The organism is Paenibacillus tritici (assembly GCF_018207515.1).
Lineage (GTDB): Bacteria > Bacillota > Bacilli > Paenibacillales > Paenibacillaceae > Paenibacillus_AQ > Paenibacillus_AQ tritici.
Genome location: NZ_CP073365.1, coordinates 7,612,154 through 7,629,739, shown reverse-complemented (window position 1 = coordinate 7,629,739; position 17,586 = coordinate 7,612,154). Strand labels below are relative to the sequence as shown.

The following is a 17,586-nucleotide window of genomic DNA, read 5'->3' as shown; positions in this document are numbered from 1 at the left end:
AAGTGAATTATAATTTGATTCTGTAAGCGCTTACTATAAAAGCGGTTATTAATATTTCTGATAAGAGGGGTGTGTTATGAAAAAGTGTTGGAGCAGTTTGCTGGCGATTGTTATGGTACTGAACATTTTCACCTTCATTGGCGGTGCCGAAGTACAGGCCGCTACATTCATTTCGAAGTATGAGGCGGAGTCGACGACGAAGGCGGGAAGCTATACCAGTAATATTTCGTCACCATTTAGCGGAGTTGCGCTGTATGCGAACAATGATCTCGTCAAGAATAGCACCACCTTCGCGACTATTCCGGGGAAATACGAATTGCGGGTAAGAGGAGCGTCGAGTAATTCGTCGGCAGCAGGTGTCTCGGTCTACGTCGGGGGAAGCAAGAAAGCATCGCTTTCATTCACGGGTACGACCCCTGCTATTCAGTCGGTATTATTCGATGTGACCGGCACCAGCAGTCAAGAAGTGCAACTGAAGCTTGAGACAGACAATGGATCGAATGATACGTTGATCGACTACTACGAGCTTTATTTCGATAGTGTTCCCGCGCTGTCGCCTCCCGCCCCGGTTCCTCCGACTACCGGGGCCTTTGATTCCGGGGTTTACCGTAATCTGTTCAAGGAATTTGGCAAGTCCGATGCGGAGATTGACGCAAAGGTCAATGCCGCGTTTCAGCAGCTGTTCTACGGGGATAACGACACTCAGAGGATCTACTACCCTGTAGGTACGGACATGGCTTATATTCTTGACAAAGCGAACAACGATGTTCGCAGCGAGGGTATGTCTTACGGGATGATGATCGCCGTCCAGCTTGACAAGAAGGCGGAATTCGATCGTCTCTGGAAATGGGCCAAGACCTATATGCAGAACACAAGTGGAACACAGCAAGGTTATTTTGCTTGGCAGGTAGACGCAAGTGGCAACAAAATCGACACAAACCCGGCTTCAGATGGCGAAGAATATTTCATCACGGCCTTGCTCTTCGCAGCTAATCGCTGGGGAAGCGGTACGGGAATCTACAATTACAGCACTGAGGCGCAGACACTGCTTGACCGGGTTCTAACTCCAAACGGCGATCAGAAGACTTTGTTTGACCTGACACAGAAGCAAGTCGTTTTCGTCCCATACGGCAGTGCCGCCGGATTTTCAGACCCCTCCTATCATCTGCCAGCGTTTTATGAACTCTGGGCACTCTGGGATAATAACAACAACCAATTCTGGCGCGATGCAGCCGCGACAAGCCGTGAGTTCTTTAAGAAACAGGCTCATTCTACCACAGGCTTAGGACCGGACTATGCGGAATTCGACGGCAGACCGAATAATACTGGAAACCATGGCGACTTCCGCTTCGACGCATGGCGAACGATTATGAATGTGGCGATGGACTATCACTGGTTCGCCAAGGATTCCTGGCAGACAACCTATGCAGATCGTGTTCAGAGCTTCTTTCATGGTCAGGGCATTGGTGCTTATGCGAACCAATATTCGCTAAGCGGATCATCACTTTCGACGGACCACTCTCCAGGCCTTGTAGCAACCAATGCAGTAGGGACACTTGCTGCAACAACAACTAAGTCATGGGAGTTCGTAAATGAGTTTTGGAATACGTCCATTCCTTCCGGTCAATATCGCTATTATGACGGCTGTTTGTATATGATGAGCCTTCTGCATGCCAGCGGCAAATTTAAAATTTATAAGCCAAGCGGCGGTGGAACGAATCCGCCATCAAGCGACACTCAGGCACCAACTACACCGACAGGTCTGAGCTCGCCGAGCAAATCCGATACGTCCGTATCCTTGACATGGAATGCATCGTCCGACAATATTGGGGTTACCGGCTATGAAATCTTCCACGGCACGACGCCTTGCGGCACGACAGCCTCTACGTCCTTTACTTGTACGGAGTTAAGTCCAGACACAAGCTACAGCTTTACTGTCAGGGCTAGGGATGCCGCAGGCAACGTGTCGGCTCCGAGCAGCGCTCTCTCCGTAACCACAAATGTGAGTAGCGGCAGTGGCAGTGAAACTATCTTATGGTCCGATTCCTTTGAGAGTGGGAGCAGCAATTGGTCGAATTTCAGCGGCAACTGGTCTGTTGTCACGGACCTAACAAAAGTGTATTCGAGCGGCGGAGTTTATGACACGGGCGTATCTCGCGTACAAAGCCAAAGCTGGAGCAATTATTCATATGAGTCCAAAGTTAAAGTCCAAGCTGTAAATACAGGAAACCGAACCAACCTTCAGATCGGTATTGCCGGCCGTCTGCACAACCAGAATAATTTCTATATCGCTTACTTCAACGGCAGCCAAAGCCTTGTTCTGGCTAAAGTCGTGAACGGCAGTTGGACCACAATCGGTTCGTATGCCGGCAACTATACGGAAGACAGTTATCACACGGTTAAACTGAGCATGCTCGGAACGAGCATCAAAGTGTCAGTGGATGGAACGGAGCGGATTTACACGACAGATACTCAATTTGCTTCTGGAACTATCGGTGTCTTTGCTTCCCAAGGTACCGGCCAATTCGACGATGTAAAGATATCACAATAAAACGGGCAAAAGCGACGGGATGGCAAAAAGGTTGGAAGAACGAAAGGCCATCCTTTGCGGGATGGCCTTTTGGTCAAAGCTTGCCGCTACAGACAGCGCGGGGAACCATATCATAAGTACCCCTCAATCATGGAGCTTATGACCGAAGTGTTTGATAATGAAGCATCACAATCTGACCCATTCTCTCGGAATGGGTTAAGGTTAGATTCTCTGGCACTGTTCCGGCAGGGAATAAGGGAATGCCTTCCCCCAGAATGGTGGGAATAAGCGCAATTTGGAGCTCATCCAGCAATTGAAGCTTCAGGACGCTCTGGACAAGCAATCCACCGCCTACAATCCAGACCTTGCCTTCTGAGGTTTGTTGTAACCGGGGGATAAGCCGGTCAATGGATTCGCCTGTAAAAACAACATGTGGCGCAGGGGGTTGCCCGGAACGCGTAAGGACAAAAGCCGGTTTATCTGCATAGGGGAATTCATCGGCTAGCTTCAGCACCTCTTCATAAGTATTCCGCCCCATCACTACGCTTCCCACAGTTCCATAGAATTCACTATACCCGTTATCCCCTCCATTCCCTTCGATCTCATACAACCAGTCGACAGAGCCATCGGGCCTTGCAATATAACCATCCAGACTCATAGCGATATACAGCACAACTTTTTGTTTTGACATTGTTAATCGCTCCCTTCTAGATTCAATGATACACTTGAACTATGACAAAATATGACGTAGTTAGGTGAAGCCGTGTAGAAGAGAGAGATTACATTTGCTTATCATTCCCGCAGCGGCAAGAGCAGCTGTATTCCTGTGGAAGAGTCCCCGTTCATGGGCAGAAGCTGCTTGCATACGGACCGGAAGTGAAGGTGGTCTCTCCAAGGGAGTTGCAGGAATCCGTCAGAGAGTTGCTGGAGAAGACTATAAGTCAGTATTCATAACATACTCAATATCCATTTTCCTGGGGTGTTGACAGCTAGACTATTAATTGTTATATTCTCAACGTCAAAAATTTTAACTATATTTAACAATTAAAGGGGTAGTAGAAGCCCATGAAGCGGCAAAACAAAAAATGGAGGGATGTACAAATGGCAAAGGTTACGGTTGGGCAGGAGAATGGAACTTCAATTGAGCTTCATTATGAGGATGTCGGAACAGGGAAGCCAGTTGTGCTGATTCATGGTTGGCCACTCAGTGGAAGGTCCTGGGAGAAGCAAGTGCCTGCACTAGTGGAAGCCGGTTATCGGGTGATCACGTATGACCGCCGTGGATTCGGTCAGTCTTCCCAGCCGTGGAACGGATACGACTATGATACATTCGCGGCGGATTTGCATGCGTTGATGTTGAACCTGGATCTTCACGATGTGACATTGGTCGGGTTCTCCATGGGCGGAGGAGAAGTAGCGCGTTACATTGGTACTTATGGAGCGGATCGGGTATCAAAAGCGGTGTTGGCCGGTGCTGTCCCGCCGTATCTGTACAAATCCTCGGATAACCCGGACGGCGGATTTGACGATGCGACTATTAAAGGATTCCAAGAGGGGGTAAAGGCGGATCGTCTAGGGTTCCTAGATGGGTTTGTAACCAATTTCTTCGCCTCTGGGGATAGAACTGACTTGGTAAATGAAGCGTTCCGCTTATACAATCGCGATATTGCAGCTTTTGCGTCGCCGAAAGGCACGCTTGATTGCATCTCGGCATTCAGCTATACCGATTTTCGTGCGGACCTTGAGAAATTCAAATTGCCAACGCTTATTCTTCATGGTGATGCTGATGCGATCGTTCCTGTCGAGATCAGTGGACAAAAAGCGCATGAGCGGATCGCAGGTAGCCAGTTCGTTGTAATTCATGGCGGCCCCCACGGATTCAATGTTACCCACGCTAAGGAATTTAACCATGCCTTGTTGCAATTCTTGAAGGGCTGATACTACAAAAAAACCGTCTTATGTATGATGAAAAGGATCATAACATACATAAGACGGTTTTTTTTGTATGATAAAGTTGACACGATGTATAGTTTGGTATACATTATGTTTAGTGAACTATACTAAAGGCGGTGTCATACATGACTTATCAGGAAAAGAAGAGCATCGTATCGCTAATCAGCACCCTGCTCATTTTTACAGTGTATTTGCTGTACAGGTACCCGCAGTATCCAAATGAAGTGTTGGATTCAAAAGTAACCTTCCATTACTGGGGTTCCTTCATTCTTGTATTGACCTTGGTTTCCATCGCGGCACATATCGTGATCAGCATTGTTTTTAACATCATCTTCCGGATGACGACGGGTGAAAAGGAACCTGCATTCGCGGACGAACTGGATAAGCGCATCGGCTTGCTGGCCTTCCGAAATTCATTTGCTATGTTTGTCAGTGGCTTCCTTCTGGCTATGGGCTCATTGGTTATAGACCAGCCTTTGAAGGTAATGTTCATCGTCCTAATCGCCGCTGGATTTCTGTCAGACGTAACCGGTTCAATATCGAGACTGTATTACTACAGGAGAGGAGTCTAAGATGGGCAAAGTTCTTGTTGGCAATTACATCAGAAAATTACGATTCGATCTTAATGAAATGACCCAGCAGCAGCTGGCCGACAAGGTAGGTGTAACCAGACAAACGATCGTAGCTCTTGAAAAAGGAAATTACTCTCCTTCACTGGAGTTGGCCTTTCGTATAGCCCGCACCTTTAACTTGCCGCTCGAAGAGGTATTCTTTTATGGGGAAAATTCAGAGGAGCCAAGCGGGAAATAGATAGGGGGTAAAGGATGAGAGCAATGGTATATGCCAAATACGGTTCGCCTGATGTGCTTCACCTGAAGGAGCTAGAGAAACCCGCACCGAAGGATAACGAAGTCCTTGTCAGAATCTATGCGGCAACGGTAACAGCGGGGGACTGGCGTATGCGAAAGGCCGACCCGTTCCTTGCAAGATTGTACAATGGTCTCTTAAGGCCCAAAAAGGTAACGATATTGGGGTTTGAGTTAGCCGGGGAAGTTGAAGCCGCAGGCAAAAATGTAACACGCTTTAAGATTGGCGATCAAATATTTGCGTCTTGTGGTTTCAGCTTCGGTGCATATGCCGAGTACAAATGTCTGCCTGAAGATGGACTGGTGGTCATGAAGCCGGTCAATGTGAGCTATGAGCAGGCTGCCGCTGTTCCCGTCGGGGGGCTCACCGCGTTGAATTTTCTAAGGAAGGGAAAACTCGCGAGCGGAATGAAGGTGCTTATTTATGGAGCCTCTGGAAGTGTGGGAACTTATGCGGTCCAGCTTGCCAAATATTATGGGGCAGATGTAACAGGGGTATGCAGTACTGCTAATCTTGAGCTGGTAAGATCTATAGGAGCCGATCGGGTCATAGATTATACGAAACAGAAGTTCATGGCGCATGAAGAAAGCTATGATCTGATCTTTGATGCCGTTGGGCAGAAGATATCGAAAATCAAAAAATCGGCATTCAAAAAAGCACTGCGTACGAACGGGAAGTATGTGAGTGTGGATATGTCACACAAGCCTCGCGTTGAAGATCTTATCTTCCTCCAAGAGCAGCTTGAGGCCGGTACCCTTAAGCCTGTTATTGATAGATGCTATTCGCTGGAACAAATTCCGGATGCCCATCGTTATGTCGAACAAAAACATAAGAAGGGGAATGTCGTCATTACTGTAAGTTCCCTATCCTAAGAAACAGCTCAAAGGGAGTGTGAGAACACTCCCTTTGAGCTGTTCTGGTATGTTATCCGAATGTCGAAATTAAAGCGCTTACTATTATATTTTTATATAAAATGTATTTATTAACATTATTCGACAAAATTCACCTTACTTTTACGTGGTAGCTATGATATATTCTGGGTGAATATGGATAGTAAAGAAGTGAAAGGGGAAGGAGAATGCGTATGGAGGCGCTTGTGTGGACATCGAATCATAAGCTGGAGCTCTGCGAATGGGAAGAGCCGACAATTGCAGCACCGGATGAAGTCAAGATCCGGATTGAGATGACGGGTGTATGTGGAACAGATTTAGCAGTCATCACGGGGAAAGAGGAGGGGGTTCCAGGCGTTATTCGCGGTCATGAGGCTGTAGGGACCGTAATTGAAACCGGCAGCAACGTTGACCGCGTTAAGGTAGGCGACCGCGTAGTTATTGATCCGAATCAAAGCTGCGAGAAATGTTATTTTTGCTTGAAGAAACAGCCGCATCTCTGCATGGGCACCGATGGAAATGGGATGCCTATTGCAGGTTTGAATCGAAATGGGACATTCACTTTTTTTTACTCAACTGTACAAACGTTTGCACACCTGCTTCCTGACCATATGAGCTGGGAAACAGGGGTTTTGATCGAGCCTCTTGCCTGTGTGCTGCACAATTTCAAAGAGGCTAATGTCACTGCAGACGATAAGGTGCTCATTCTTGGATCGGGTCCGATGGGATTGTTAAGTCAAATTGTGAGTAAATCCAAGGCGGCGCTTACCGTTGCGACGGAAATTAATCCTTACCGGTTGGCTTTTGCCAGAGAAATCTCAGATTATGCTCTGACACCTTCCCAATTACATGAAGACACCGTAGACGAGATCTGCTCGGGACATAAGTTTGATGTGATTATCGACACGGTAGGCACTCAGCTCGAAATGGCGGAGCAATGGATTGAGCGTGGAGGCCGCATCGTTCCTTTTGGTATTAATGCGAATTACCGGTACACCTTTTCTCCTACCAAATTCGTACAGCAGGCCATCAAAATTATCGCAGCAGGCGAATACCGCTACATGTTCGAGGAAGCTATACGGTTTGCTGCTGAGACACCTGAACTGGAGAAACTGGTGACTAGAAAAGTTAAGCTCAATCAGCACGAAGCAGCAATAAACGAGTTGATCGGCTATGAATTGAATTCTTTGAAGGTGGTTGAGAGTGATACCGTGAAGACGGTTTTTGTTCCCTAAATGTGGAGCTGTAATTAGCGAGGGGTGGATCTATTCATGGGCAAAGAAGACAAATTTAGACTTGTTCAGGATTACTTGTCTATGCACAAGGCCAGAGAGGTAGAGCCGATTTGGATACCTGCAGTGTGGAATGAGTGCAGCTATAAGCCTATTCTCTTCGAAAAAGACGGTGAAATATGTGTGCATCCGTATGATTTTTTGACAGAGCATTTGAGGTATGTAGACAAGCTTTCCTGGAGGTATTTGCTCAAGGAACGCACGAATTTAGACGAAAGCACGATCTATTCTGCGTTAATTCGTTATTCGACGGCCTGGGATTACAACCATGACGGAGCAGTCGAATCGGGCACTTTTCTAAGATTCCTTATTCTTCTGCCGCTGTTAAAGAAAATGGGCGTCAATATTCTGTATATGCTTCCAGTAAACCAGTACAGCAAGTTAAATCTGAAGGGGGATATCGGGTCACCTTATGCTGTGCAATCGTTATTCCACTTGGACCAGAACCTGCATGACAGCTTGTTGGACGGTATGGAAGAGTTCACCATTCACGATGAGCTTAGCGCTTTGGTAGAAGCTTGTCATTTGCTCGATATCAAGACGGTTGTCGATTTCATTCCTCGTGTAACAGCGAGAAACAGTGCATTCATTACTGAGCATCCCGAATGGGTGTACTGGATCAAGCTTGAGGAATTAGAAGGCTTTGCGCCGCCGCCGATTCCTGAGCTTGGATTCTTTGAGGAGTGTACGCCTGACCACTTGGAGACGGTCTATCACAGCCAGGAGACCGCAGCATTCCTGCGGAAGTTCTCACCGCCGCCCCATGAACTTCATCCCAGCCTTTGGCAGCAGTTGAAGGAAAGAGCTGCTAATTATGGAGACGAGCTATTAACTTTGGTGGAGCAAGAGATGGGAATAACAACCTCTCCGGCGCATTCGGATTGGATTAATGATGTGCAGCCGATTTGGACAGACATTACGTTCTTGCGTCTCTATAAAGATTTCTCTCCGCAAGTGAGACATCTTATCAGCAGGGGTCAGGCGCCATATGTCCTTTTTGATACGATTAAATGCAATGACTACCCGGGAGAGGAGCCGAATTGGGAGTTATGGGACGTTCTGGAGCAGGCAGTACGCTTTAATCTCGAAAAGTATGGGATTGACGGCTTTCGCATCGACATCGGACATGTGCTTCCTATTCCGTTGTTGACTCGTATTTTTGACACGATTAAAGAGATGAATCCGAATGCGCTCCTGATCAGTGAAGACTTGTTCAACCGCAATCACAGGAAGGCAGCGAACACGGGCTACAACATTATGCTTGGAAGCGGATGGAACGTGATGACGGAGATTACTAAGGAGAACCTGGTTTCATTCTTAGAGGAGCTGCCCGAGTTGAATATTCATGTGTTTGCTTGTGCAGAAACGGCAGATACTCCCCGGATCACGAGCCGGGGCGGTGTCGGGGTTGCCCGGATGATCGCTGTATTTAATCAATTTCTTCCGAACGCAATTCCTTACGTGACAACGGGCTATGAAATGAATGAGGAGCAGCCCCTCAACTGTGGTCTTGGTGACAACACGAACGGTGAGGAGATTTCCCGCGCTTTTTTTAATGTCATGCAAATTAATTGGACCAATCCTGCACCCATGCTGCCGCTGCTGGCGGAGCTAAGTGAATTTAAGGAAGCTTGGCATCACCTCGTGAAGCCGGAGAACTTTTTCGTGGCTCAATCCCCGGAAGGTACGGCTATATACGGATATATGCAAGGGGATGAGACGATGCTGTGCTGCTTTAATTTGAGTGCCGATGCTGTCTGCCAAGTCGATTTAAACGTGGCCGTACCCGGCCGATGCCCAATGACCGTAACACTGGATAGCTCTTTAACGGGTAGCAGCGTAGGTCAGGCGTTCGACTTCTTGCAGCTTGCGCCTAATCAGGCTCTAGTGCTCGTAAACAATTTTTAGATAAGGGAGAGAGGCTGTGAATGGAAAAGAACAACAAGGAAATCGTGCTATGGCATGAGTTTGACGGTCCGGGAGATACCTCGATTGAAGTGCTGGAGGGGATTTGCAAGCTGTATACAGAGCGCTTCAGCGTACAAATTACGCCACAAGTGATGAACATTACGGATCTGACTGCGCGCTTGAACCGAATCAAACATACCCGCCAAGGTCCGCATCTGGCGATGGTTCCTGCCGATATGTCCTCCTATGTCGACAATGGTCTTTACTCCGAGGTTCCGGGCGGGTTGTTTGAGGATGTGCTGACTGAGGAGACCCTTTCCACGATGCAAATGGAGGGTGTCCAGTATGGTATCCCGGTCTTGCGGGGCAATCATCTGGTTGTATATTACAATCCGGAGATTTATCCCAGTGCACCGGCGACATGGAACGTGTTTGAAGAGGCAGCAGAGAGGTTAACCGCCCAAGGAATCGTACCCATTGGGGCGGATCTACAACAGGGCTATTGGTTTATTCCGTTCCTTACAGCTTTCGGTGGCTGGCCTGTACAGAATGGAAAGCCGAATATCGTCAGCCCTGAAATGAAGCAAGCGCTTGAGTTCATCCGCGACAAGATGGATCAGGGCGTACTCGTCAGTCTCGACGGTTCTACAGGACTGCTAGAGCAGTTCATTGACGGTAAGATCGGCGCTATTATTTGTGGGGAGTGGATCTACAACCATCTGGACAAGCATATGAACGATAGGCTTGAGGTTTGCCAGCTTCCAGTCATAGAAGGCCAGCAATCGCTATCTATGTCTTCTTCCATCGGCCTGATCTACCCGAATTTTTCGTTAACCACGGAGGAGCGGGAAGATATTTTGTCATTCACGCGTTTTATGCTGAGTGACGAATGCCAAACCCTGTGGACGCAGGGCGTGCAGCGAATTCCGGCTCAGGAGCAGGTGCTGCACCGCCTAAGTGCCACTGCTGCACCTAATAAAAGAATGATTTTGTCGCTTTTAGACCACACACGGCCGATGCCGACTTACCCCTTCATGATCCATGTCTGGGAGGCGCTCAATGCGGGTCTGACCGAGTTGCCTTTAAGCAATCCCGAACAAGCCTTGAAAAAAATGGAACAGACCCTCCAAGCATCCTGGGGCGCATTACAAAACTAATCAGATAAGGGGAGAAGAGAAATGAAAACAACGATATTCAGCCAAATTTCAATCGACGGAAAGCTCACGATGGGGGCCGGGAATTCGAGTAAAGAGCTTTTTTCTTTATTTTCCAGTGAGGATATGGAATTCATCCATCTATTCCGGGGGAATGTGCAGGGCATTATGGTTGGTAAAAATACAATCCTGACCGACAATCCATTTCTTACGAATCGGTATGAGGAGAACAAAAATCCAATCCGTATCATACCGACGACTACCCTGGATATTCCGATGGACTGCAATGTGCTTTCGGATCAGGGAAAGACGATTATTGTTACGACCGAGAAAGGACGGGATGAAGATAAGATCAAGCAGATCCGGGAAAGAGGGAAGGAGTGCCTCATCTGCGGCAAGGATACCGTTGATTTTGTGGAGCTTGAACGTCAGTTAGAGGAAAATTACGGGATCACCAGCCTGATGGTCGAAGGTGGCGGATTTTTGAACTGGCATATTTTCAATCAGGATATCGTCGATGAAATTATTCTGATGCAGCTCCCGATCATCATCGGCGGCTCCACGAACATTACTTTAGTGGATGGAGACGGGTATCAGCAATTGAGCTTTGCGAAGAAGTTCAAGGTTGTAGAAATTCAGCCAAACGATAATTACACACTCATGCGCTACAAAAAGGTGATATGACCTCACACTAAGTCATAGACTGCAATGGCTATGGATTAATGGAAAAATCTAGAATATGGGGGTTATGTACGAATCATGTCAGAGAACAAAGAGTTCTATAAAAGTGTGTATAAAATCGCTGTGCCCGTTACGCTTCAAAGCTTGCTGATGGCACTGCTCAATTTGACGGATCAATTGATGGTCGGGCAGCTTGGAGATGTGGCCATTGCCTCGGTGGGGATATCCACCAAAATATACGGGATCATCGCGGTTGTCTTAGCCGGTTTATCGACGGGTGTATCCATTTACGCTGCCCAGTTTTGGGGGAACAAGGATTCCAAAAGTGTCTCCCAAGTGCTGGGTCTCGGGCTGATCGCCGGATTCACGTTCTCTTTCCTGTTCTCTGCGGCTGTCTTCCTGGATTCGCCGCTCTTTTTGAGCCTGTTCACTACAGATGTGAATGTAATAGATGAGGGGTACATTTTCCTTCAGGTCATGTCGATCGGCTTTGTGCCTGTTATGCTCACGATGATGTATTCTGCGATTTTGCGCAGTACGGGCCATGCCAAATGGCCGATGTATGTAAGTTTAATCTCAGTGGGTTTGAATATTATCCTGAATTACGTGCTTATATACGGCCATTTCGGCGCTCCTGCGCTTGGTCTGAAGGGCGCAGCCATTGCTACCCTAATTTCCAGGATCTTAGAATGCTTGTTGATCATTGGTGCCGTATACCGATATCGTTTACCGGGAGCTGTCGGGTTAAAGAACTTGTTCATCATTCCTAAACCGCTCATTCGCAAGTTTTTTGGAACGACCTATCCGCTGCTACTGACTGAATTGATCTGGGTATTGGGCGAAACGGTATATGCGATCATTTATAGCCGTATGGGGTCAACGGAAATGACTGCGATGACTATTACCTTCCCGCTGCAGGGTCTTTGCATCGGCTTATTATCGGGACTGGCCAGTGCAGCAGGAGTAATGGTTGGTAACCGTTTGGGTGCGGACGAAACAGAACTTGCACTCGATCACGCGAAAAGGTTCATACGCCTTGGCATCATTATCTCTCTGATTGTCGGGGTTATTATTGCGGCAGGTTCGAAGCTGTATGTCTCTGCATTCAATATCTCCGAGGATGCTAAGCAAATGAGCATGTATATCGTTATCGTGTTTGCTGGATTTCTTTGGGTCAAGGTGTCCAATATGATTATAGCTGGCGGAATTCTAAACAGCGGGGGAGACAGTAAGTTCGTGTTCACCTTGGAATCGACCACAACGTGGCTGATAGGTGTCCCCTCCGGGCTGCTGCTGTCCTATGTCTGGAACCAGCCTGTGTACCTTGTGTATCTCGTCATCTCCCTGGAGGAGGTTGTCCGCTTTGGCTTCGGATATGCCCGGATTTACTCCCGCAAGTGGATAAGAAATCTAGTTCATGATGTGGCTGAAAAGGCCATGTAACAGACGACACTGCAATGCGGGTTGACACAAAAGTAATTAGGTGCCATACTATGTGTATGAACAACAACAATAGAAAAATAAATGACATGGAGGCTATTCCCTCCCTTGTACAATCCCAGCGTCAGATTGATCGCTATAACCTGGACATAGACGCACAGGCTATACTCGTCGCGTCTAGGCTAATGGCAGCGGGAGCCCAGCTTGGTCAGGCCTCGGAGATTCATTTCTCCAGATTCGGCTTATCAACAGGCCGATATCGTGTATTGGCAGATCTCGAAGATTACGAGGGAGAAGAGTTGCCTTCGCAATTAGCAGAGCATCTAGGCGTTACACGTGCTACAGTGACAGGTCTAATCGACATTCTTGAACGGGATGGCCTAGTATCTAGACGGTTAAGCTCAAAAGATGGCCGTCAGAAATCGGTTATTTTGACGGAAGAAGGAGCGAAGAAGCTACGTGAAATGGCTCCTGAGCATTTCGCTTGGCTGGAGGCCACGGTGGGCTTACTCAGTATAGACGAGCGGAGCGTATTCCTCGACTTGCTGGGCCGGGTTACACAAGGCATCTCTGCCCTTATGGACGAACCAGGCTCGAAACCAAAATGAAACATCAGTAATGAGTAGAATGGGCTAGTAATGCTAGCCTCTTTTTACTCCTATATAGTTAGGTCCCTAATTATATTTCACTGAAAGCACTCGACGGAATGATCTCAGAGAAGGAAGGGGCAACGAAATGAACCAGATGAAATACCCGAATCCGCCAGATGATGCTTACGGTATCAAGACGGTGGGTTCCAGAAAAAAGCCCTTTGCACTATGGCGTGAAGTTGTAATGGCCTATGCTGCTCCTGCCATCATGGCAGGTATTGGGGGATTGGTTACTGCTGATAGGGGGCTTCAAATCGGAGCATTGACCACAATCGGCGGTGCATCAGCTTTGATGGCCTTGATGATTGGCCTTATATTGCGCAGCCGGGTGGGTCATATGCGATGGGTCACAGGTGCACCTCACCTGGTTGTGGTAGGAGGGTTCGCAATAGCCGGGTCCTTGTATGGCCTATGCGCGGCATGGGTGACATCTGGTGTACTGGAACTTATGATGCCGGGCCATCACTTGGCTTGGGCCGATCGCGTCTGGACCGATTTCCCGTTGTCCGGATTCATAGCAAGCACGATAGTGACATGGCGGTGGCGTCTCGCCGTTACCACCCATTTGACATCCAAAAGGAGAAGAAAAAAATGATAGTTATTGTGGGAGCAACAGGTACGATAGGCAGTGCGCTGGTGGAACGTTTGGCTGATCTTGGCGTGCCCGTCAGGGCTCTGAGCAGAGAGCCGGAGAAGTTGCGTAAGCAGATCGGAGAGAAGGGCCGATCTACTATCGAGGTCGTAGGGGCAAATGCTGCTGACCCCGAATCGCTGCGCCGCGCATGTACAGGTGCCAGCCAGCTCTTCCTCGCCATGTCCAACAGTCCAAGACAAATCGAATTGGAAACTTCAATCATTCAGATTGCAGGCCAATCTGGAATCGAGCACATCGTGAAAATATCCAGCCCAGCCTTTGAGCAGAGCTCTCCAGTAGCAGTGGCGGGCTGGCATCAAGAAATCGAGCAAGTGCTGAGGGAATCAGGTCTCACCCATACCGTGTTGCGCCCGTATGCATTCATGCAAAACCTAATGCGCTTTGCACCGACGATTACAACCCAAAATGTTTTCTTCGGCTCCATGGGCCATTCACCGTGTAACTTCATTGACTGCCGCGATATCGCAGATGTTGCCGCAGAAGCTCTGACTAACCCTGAGGTCACAGGCCAAATATATACGCTTACGGGTTCAGAGATTTTCAGCTATCCTCAGATCGCGGCCCGGTTGTCCGCCCTGCTCCATCGGCCAATAAGTTACATCAATATGGAACCCGAAGAACTACTCCGTAATCTTATCGAGCACGGGCATATGCCTCCTTGGCTGGCGAACCACGTTGTGGAGATTCAAACCATGTCCAGGGTGGTTCCAGAAAGTCCAAATGACACGGTGAGGCGCCTGCTCGGCAGAGAGCCGCGCAAGCTGGAAGCATTTCTGCAGGAGTGTGTGGAGAAATTCCGGTAGTGGATGTCAATGACACGGGGTTGTGAAATCACACCCTTTTGGATAACGTATTAATGATGGTTACAGAAAGGGAGATTAGCAGCTACGAACTGTTAATCTCCCTTTTGCAACCCTGCAAGCTAATAGCAAATGGTCGGAGCCCGGATTCTTGCTCTTCGGAAAGAGCGGGGACTGTCGCAGGAGGCGCTTGGGGAGAAGAACGTTTCTTTATTGAATTTACATAAGATTGCAGAATCACTTGAGGTGAATATCATTCAATTGTTTGCGTACCAGGATGAAGAGTTCATGGTTACCGCAGCAGAGCGTGATATTCAGGATATTGTAGGCATGCTCCGTGAGGCCAATGAGGAGAAGGTACGTGTGGCTAAATGTACAAAAGCGCAAACCATTGGTTTGTGCTATTTGCCGTAGCTTAGGTGTAGTTCTTATTTTATGATTAATGGTGCTGAATTTGAGCGGTTATTGAAGTAGGAGGTAAGGATAATTTATGACTGAATTATTAGCGCCAGCAGGAAATATGGAAGCTTTAAAAGCTGCAATATCTAATGGTTGTGATGCAGTATACTTAGGGATGCAAAAATTTGGTGCACGTGCATACTCATCTAATTTTGATCTAGAAACGTTACAAGAGGCCGTTACGTATGCGCACCTGAGGGACGTTAAACTCTATGTTACAATGAATACCATCGTGTTCCAAAACGAAGTGGAAGAGATGAAAGAGCAGATCCGCAAATTAAATGAAATCGGTGTGGATGGCATTATCGTCCAGGACCTGACGGTTTTCGATTATATCGTTAAAAACTTTGTTGATATGGAAGCACATTGTTCCACTCAGATGGGAATAGACGATGTAGACGGAACTTTATTATTCAAAGAACTTGGTGCGAAAAGAGTGGTTCTGTCCCGTGAGGTCAAGGTTGAAAAAGTAAAAGAGATCAAAAGAGTAGCTGACATCCCTTTAGAAATTTTCGTTCACGGTGCGTTATGTGTATCTTATTCGGGAAACTGTCTAATGTCAGGATTACTCGGCAATCGATGCGCAAATCGCGGAAGATGTGTGGGTTCATGCCGTAAGGAATACGACCTGATTGATAAGACAACAGATACATCATTAGGGAAAAGCTATATTCTATCTACTAAGGACTTAAACACAATTGATTATATCCATGATTTAAATGAAGTCGATTCTTTGAAAATAGAAGGCCGAATGAAGGCACCTACGTATGTGGCTAATGTTGTATCCAAATATCGCATGGCCTTAGATCATAAAATAACAGCAGAAGACAAAGAAAATCTGAAAAAAACATTCAATAGAACATTTACTAAAGGGTATTTGTTTCACGAAGATAAGAGAAATATTACAAACATCTTAAAACCTAATAACTTTGGTTATGAAATTGGAACAATCAGCAAGGTTATTAAAGACACGTATGAAATAACCCTTACACGTCCTTTAAATCAGAACGATACCATTCGAATAAGTCACAACAATGAAGATGTTAATCTAACGGTTGCCAAACTGTACAATAAAGAGGGCGAATTAATCAACACAGCAGATGATGTCTGCTATATCAAAATCAAAGAAAAGATGTCTAAGGGAGATGTAGTATATAAAACGAAGGATTATTTCTATAATAAAGAATTAGAGGCCTCACTGGAAAAAGAATTTAAGCGGTTTAACCTCGATATTAGAGTATATGCATATCCAGGTTCAAAGCTTGTCATAGAGGCGGAGGGCTTAGGCTGTAATTATTCCTATGAAAGTGAGGAAATACTGGACGAAGCCATTAATAATCCAACAACGAAAGACCAGGTCATCAAGCAATTCTCCAGATTAAATGATACGATATTTGAACTTCATCAGGTCGATTATGAGGAATGCAATGCATTTATTCCAGCTAAACTGTTAAATGCAGCAAGAAGAGATATTGTACTGGGCTTATATGACCTAAAGCTTAACAGCCAGCAGAAAAGAATCAAGGCTGTGAAAGCAAAAGAAAAAATAAGCTTTGCCCCTGTACAACCATACCTTACGGCCTCTGTAACGACTAAGGAACAGTACGATACTTGCGTGAGCTGTGGAATTAAGGAAATCTATTACGAAAATGTGGTTAGAAGAAATCAGAATGATTATAAGGAACAAGAAGGACAGCTACTAATTGGAGGATATGGGGGGATTCATCACTATAGAGAAACAAACCCGTTTGTTACGGACTATTCTCTAAATGTTATTAATGCCACTAGCTGCTATGAATTATATAAATTAGGTGCCAAACGGGTCACTTTATCTTATGAGTTGAATAAGAGCCAAATTGAAGATTTAATGAATGCCTATGTTGAAGAAAATGACGGCTATCCTGCTCTGGAAATGGTTGTATATGGAAGGGCTCCTTTGATGTTCACCAAATATTGTCCGATGAAAAAAATGAATCAATGCAGAATTTGCAAAACGAAGAGCTATGAGTTAAAAGATGAGCATGGAACATTCCCTATCCTTTCCCATGAGGATTGTTCATCGACTATTCTTAATGGGAAGACGCTTAATCTGTTAGATGAGCTACCAAACCTCAAAGGAATCGAGGCGCTCCGGTTAAACTTCACAGTGGAATCTAAAGATCAGGTTGTGGAAGTCATTCATATGGCCTTAGGCAAATTAAATGGCTCAATGAATAATGCTGTCTTTAATCAGGAAACAGACACAAGAGGGCATTATAATAAAGAGATTGTGTAGTCGTGGAATTCATTAAATGTTCTAAAATCAAT

At 46.6% G+C, this 17,586-nt stretch carries 17 protein-coding genes; 16 read left to right on the top strand and 1 reads right to left on the bottom strand.

What is annotated here, in order from left to right; translation table 11 throughout:
- Positions 1-76 precede the first annotated feature (76 nt).
- Positions 77-2,551 (top strand): glycosyl hydrolase family 8, encoded by a 2,475-nt coding sequence (locus KDC22_RS32865; protein ID WP_211721664.1) that lies wholly within the window; start codon positions 77-79, stop codon positions 2,549-2,551.
- A 136-nt stretch (positions 2,552-2,687) separates the two neighbouring features.
- Here the strand turns inward: KDC22_RS32865 and KDC22_RS32860 are convergent, their stop codons facing one another.
- The gene (locus KDC22_RS32860; RefSeq protein WP_211721663.1) at positions 2,688-3,221 is read right to left on the bottom strand and encodes a dihydrofolate reductase family protein; all 534 of its coding nucleotides are present in this window, start codon (positions 3,219-3,221) and stop codon (positions 2,688-2,690) included.
- Between the two features lie 92 nt (positions 3,222-3,313).
- Between KDC22_RS32860 and KDC22_RS34115 the strand changes: the two genes are divergently transcribed.
- The 15 genes from KDC22_RS34115 (at position 3,314) to KDC22_RS32790 (ending at position 17,554) form a co-directional block, all read left to right on the top strand.
- Positions 3,314-3,484 carry a WCX domain-containing protein gene (locus KDC22_RS34115; RefSeq protein WP_485020542.1) on the top strand — a complete coding sequence of 57 codons (171 nt, stop codon included), beginning with the start codon at positions 3,314-3,316 and terminating at the stop codon, positions 3,482-3,484.
- Positions 3,485-3,631: 147 nt separating this feature from the next.
- Positions 3,632-4,468: an alpha/beta fold hydrolase gene (locus KDC22_RS32855; protein WP_211721662.1), complete on the top strand. Its 837-nt coding sequence runs from the start codon at positions 3,632-3,634 to the stop codon at positions 4,466-4,468.
- A gap of 140 nt (positions 4,469-4,608) precedes the next feature.
- Positions 4,609-5,055: a hypothetical protein gene (locus tag KDC22_RS32850; RefSeq protein ID WP_209987242.1), complete on the top strand. Its 447-nt coding sequence runs from the start codon at positions 4,609-4,611 to the stop codon at positions 5,053-5,055.
- A 1-nt stretch (position 5,056) separates the two neighbouring features.
- Positions 5,057-5,293, top strand: coding sequence for a helix-turn-helix transcriptional regulator (locus tag KDC22_RS32845; RefSeq protein WP_211721661.1), 237 nt, complete (start codon positions 5,057-5,059; stop codon positions 5,291-5,293).
- Positions 5,294-5,307: 14 nt separating this feature from the next.
- A complete protein-coding gene (locus tag KDC22_RS32840) occupies positions 5,308-6,222 on the top strand; it encodes an NAD(P)-dependent alcohol dehydrogenase (protein ID WP_211721660.1) in 915 nt (304 codons plus the stop codon).
- A 212-nt stretch (positions 6,223-6,434) separates the two neighbouring features.
- Complete coding sequence (locus tag KDC22_RS32835) at positions 6,435-7,475, top strand: zinc-dependent alcohol dehydrogenase (RefSeq protein ID WP_211721659.1); 1,041 nt, start codon at positions 6,435-6,437, stop codon at positions 7,473-7,475.
- A gap of 36 nt (positions 7,476-7,511) precedes the next feature.
- The gene (locus KDC22_RS32830; protein WP_211721658.1) at positions 7,512-9,440 is read left to right on the top strand and encodes an alpha-amylase family protein; all 1,929 of its coding nucleotides are present in this window, start codon (positions 7,512-7,514) and stop codon (positions 9,438-9,440) included.
- Between the two features lie 20 nt (positions 9,441-9,460).
- On the top strand, positions 9,461-10,597 hold the full coding sequence (locus KDC22_RS32825; protein WP_211721657.1) for a sugar ABC transporter substrate-binding protein: 1,137 nt from the start codon (positions 9,461-9,463) through the stop codon (positions 10,595-10,597).
- Between the two features lie 21 nt (positions 10,598-10,618).
- A complete protein-coding gene (locus KDC22_RS32820) occupies positions 10,619-11,278 on the top strand; it encodes a dihydrofolate reductase family protein (protein WP_173134492.1) in 660 nt (219 codons plus the stop codon).
- 75 nt (positions 11,279-11,353) lie between these two features.
- Complete coding sequence (locus KDC22_RS32815; protein WP_211721656.1) at positions 11,354-12,718, top strand: MATE family efflux transporter; 1,365 nt, start codon at positions 11,354-11,356, stop codon at positions 12,716-12,718.
- 56 nt (positions 12,719-12,774) lie between these two features.
- Positions 12,775-13,323 carry a MarR family winged helix-turn-helix transcriptional regulator gene (locus KDC22_RS32810; protein WP_425516981.1) on the top strand — a complete coding sequence of 183 codons (549 nt, stop codon included), beginning with the start codon at positions 12,775-12,777 and terminating at the stop codon, positions 13,321-13,323.
- Positions 13,324-13,450: 127 nt separating this feature from the next.
- Positions 13,451-13,960 carry a hypothetical protein gene (locus tag KDC22_RS32805; protein WP_211721654.1) on the top strand — a complete coding sequence of 170 codons (510 nt, stop codon included), beginning with the start codon at positions 13,451-13,453 and terminating at the stop codon, positions 13,958-13,960.
- A complete protein-coding gene (locus KDC22_RS32800; RefSeq protein WP_211721653.1) occupies positions 13,957-14,823 on the top strand; it encodes an SDR family oxidoreductase in 867 nt (288 codons plus the stop codon). Before KDC22_RS32805 ends, KDC22_RS32800 begins: the two co-directional genes overlap by 4 nt.
- A 210-nt stretch (positions 14,824-15,033) precedes the next feature.
- On the top strand, positions 15,034-15,234 hold the full coding sequence (locus KDC22_RS32795; RefSeq protein ID WP_343221882.1) for a hypothetical protein: 201 nt from the start codon (positions 15,034-15,036) through the stop codon (positions 15,232-15,234).
- A 76-nt stretch (positions 15,235-15,310) separates the two neighbouring features.
- The gene (locus KDC22_RS32790) at positions 15,311-17,554 is read left to right on the top strand and encodes a U32 family peptidase (protein ID WP_211721651.1); all 2,244 of its coding nucleotides are present in this window, start codon (positions 15,311-15,313) and stop codon (positions 17,552-17,554) included.
- Positions 17,555-17,586 lie beyond the last annotated feature (32 nt).

What these genes read in the sequence shown, in the direction of transcription:
- KDC22_RS32865 (WP_211721664.1), top strand. Translation starts at nt 77, where the DNA reads ATGAAAAAGTGTTGGAGCAGTTTGCTGGCGATTGTTATGGTACTGAAC.
- KDC22_RS32860 (WP_211721663.1), bottom strand. Translation starts at nt 3,221, where the DNA reads ATGTCAAAACAAAAAGTTGTGCTGTATATCGCTATGAGTCTGGATGGT.
- KDC22_RS32855 (WP_211721662.1), top strand. Translation starts at nt 3,632, where the DNA reads ATGGCAAAGGTTACGGTTGGGCAGGAGAATGGAACTTCAATTGAGCTT.
- KDC22_RS32850 (WP_209987242.1), top strand. Translation starts at nt 4,609, where the DNA reads ATGACTTATCAGGAAAAGAAGAGCATCGTATCGCTAATCAGCACCCTG.
- KDC22_RS32845 (WP_211721661.1), top strand. Translation starts at nt 5,057, where the DNA reads ATGGGCAAAGTTCTTGTTGGCAATTACATCAGAAAATTACGATTCGAT.
- KDC22_RS32840 (WP_211721660.1), top strand. Translation starts at nt 5,308, where the DNA reads ATGAGAGCAATGGTATATGCCAAATACGGTTCGCCTGATGTGCTTCAC.
- KDC22_RS32835 (WP_211721659.1), top strand. Translation starts at nt 6,435, where the DNA reads ATGGAGGCGCTTGTGTGGACATCGAATCATAAGCTGGAGCTCTGCGAA.
- KDC22_RS32830 (WP_211721658.1), top strand. Translation starts at nt 7,512, where the DNA reads ATGGGCAAAGAAGACAAATTTAGACTTGTTCAGGATTACTTGTCTATG.
- KDC22_RS32825 (WP_211721657.1), top strand. Translation starts at nt 9,461, where the DNA reads ATGGAAAAGAACAACAAGGAAATCGTGCTATGGCATGAGTTTGACGGT.
- KDC22_RS32820 (WP_173134492.1), top strand. Translation starts at nt 10,619, where the DNA reads ATGAAAACAACGATATTCAGCCAAATTTCAATCGACGGAAAGCTCACG.
- KDC22_RS32815 (WP_211721656.1), top strand. Translation starts at nt 11,354, where the DNA reads ATGTCAGAGAACAAAGAGTTCTATAAAAGTGTGTATAAAATCGCTGTG.
- KDC22_RS32810 (WP_425516981.1), top strand. Translation starts at nt 12,775, where the DNA reads ATGAACAACAACAATAGAAAAATAAATGACATGGAGGCTATTCCCTCC.
- KDC22_RS32805 (WP_211721654.1), top strand. Translation starts at nt 13,451, where the DNA reads ATGAACCAGATGAAATACCCGAATCCGCCAGATGATGCTTACGGTATC.
- KDC22_RS32800 (WP_211721653.1), top strand. Translation starts at nt 13,957, where the DNA reads ATGATAGTTATTGTGGGAGCAACAGGTACGATAGGCAGTGCGCTGGTG.
- KDC22_RS32790 (WP_211721651.1), top strand. Translation starts at nt 15,311, where the DNA reads ATGACTGAATTATTAGCGCCAGCAGGAAATATGGAAGCTTTAAAAGCT.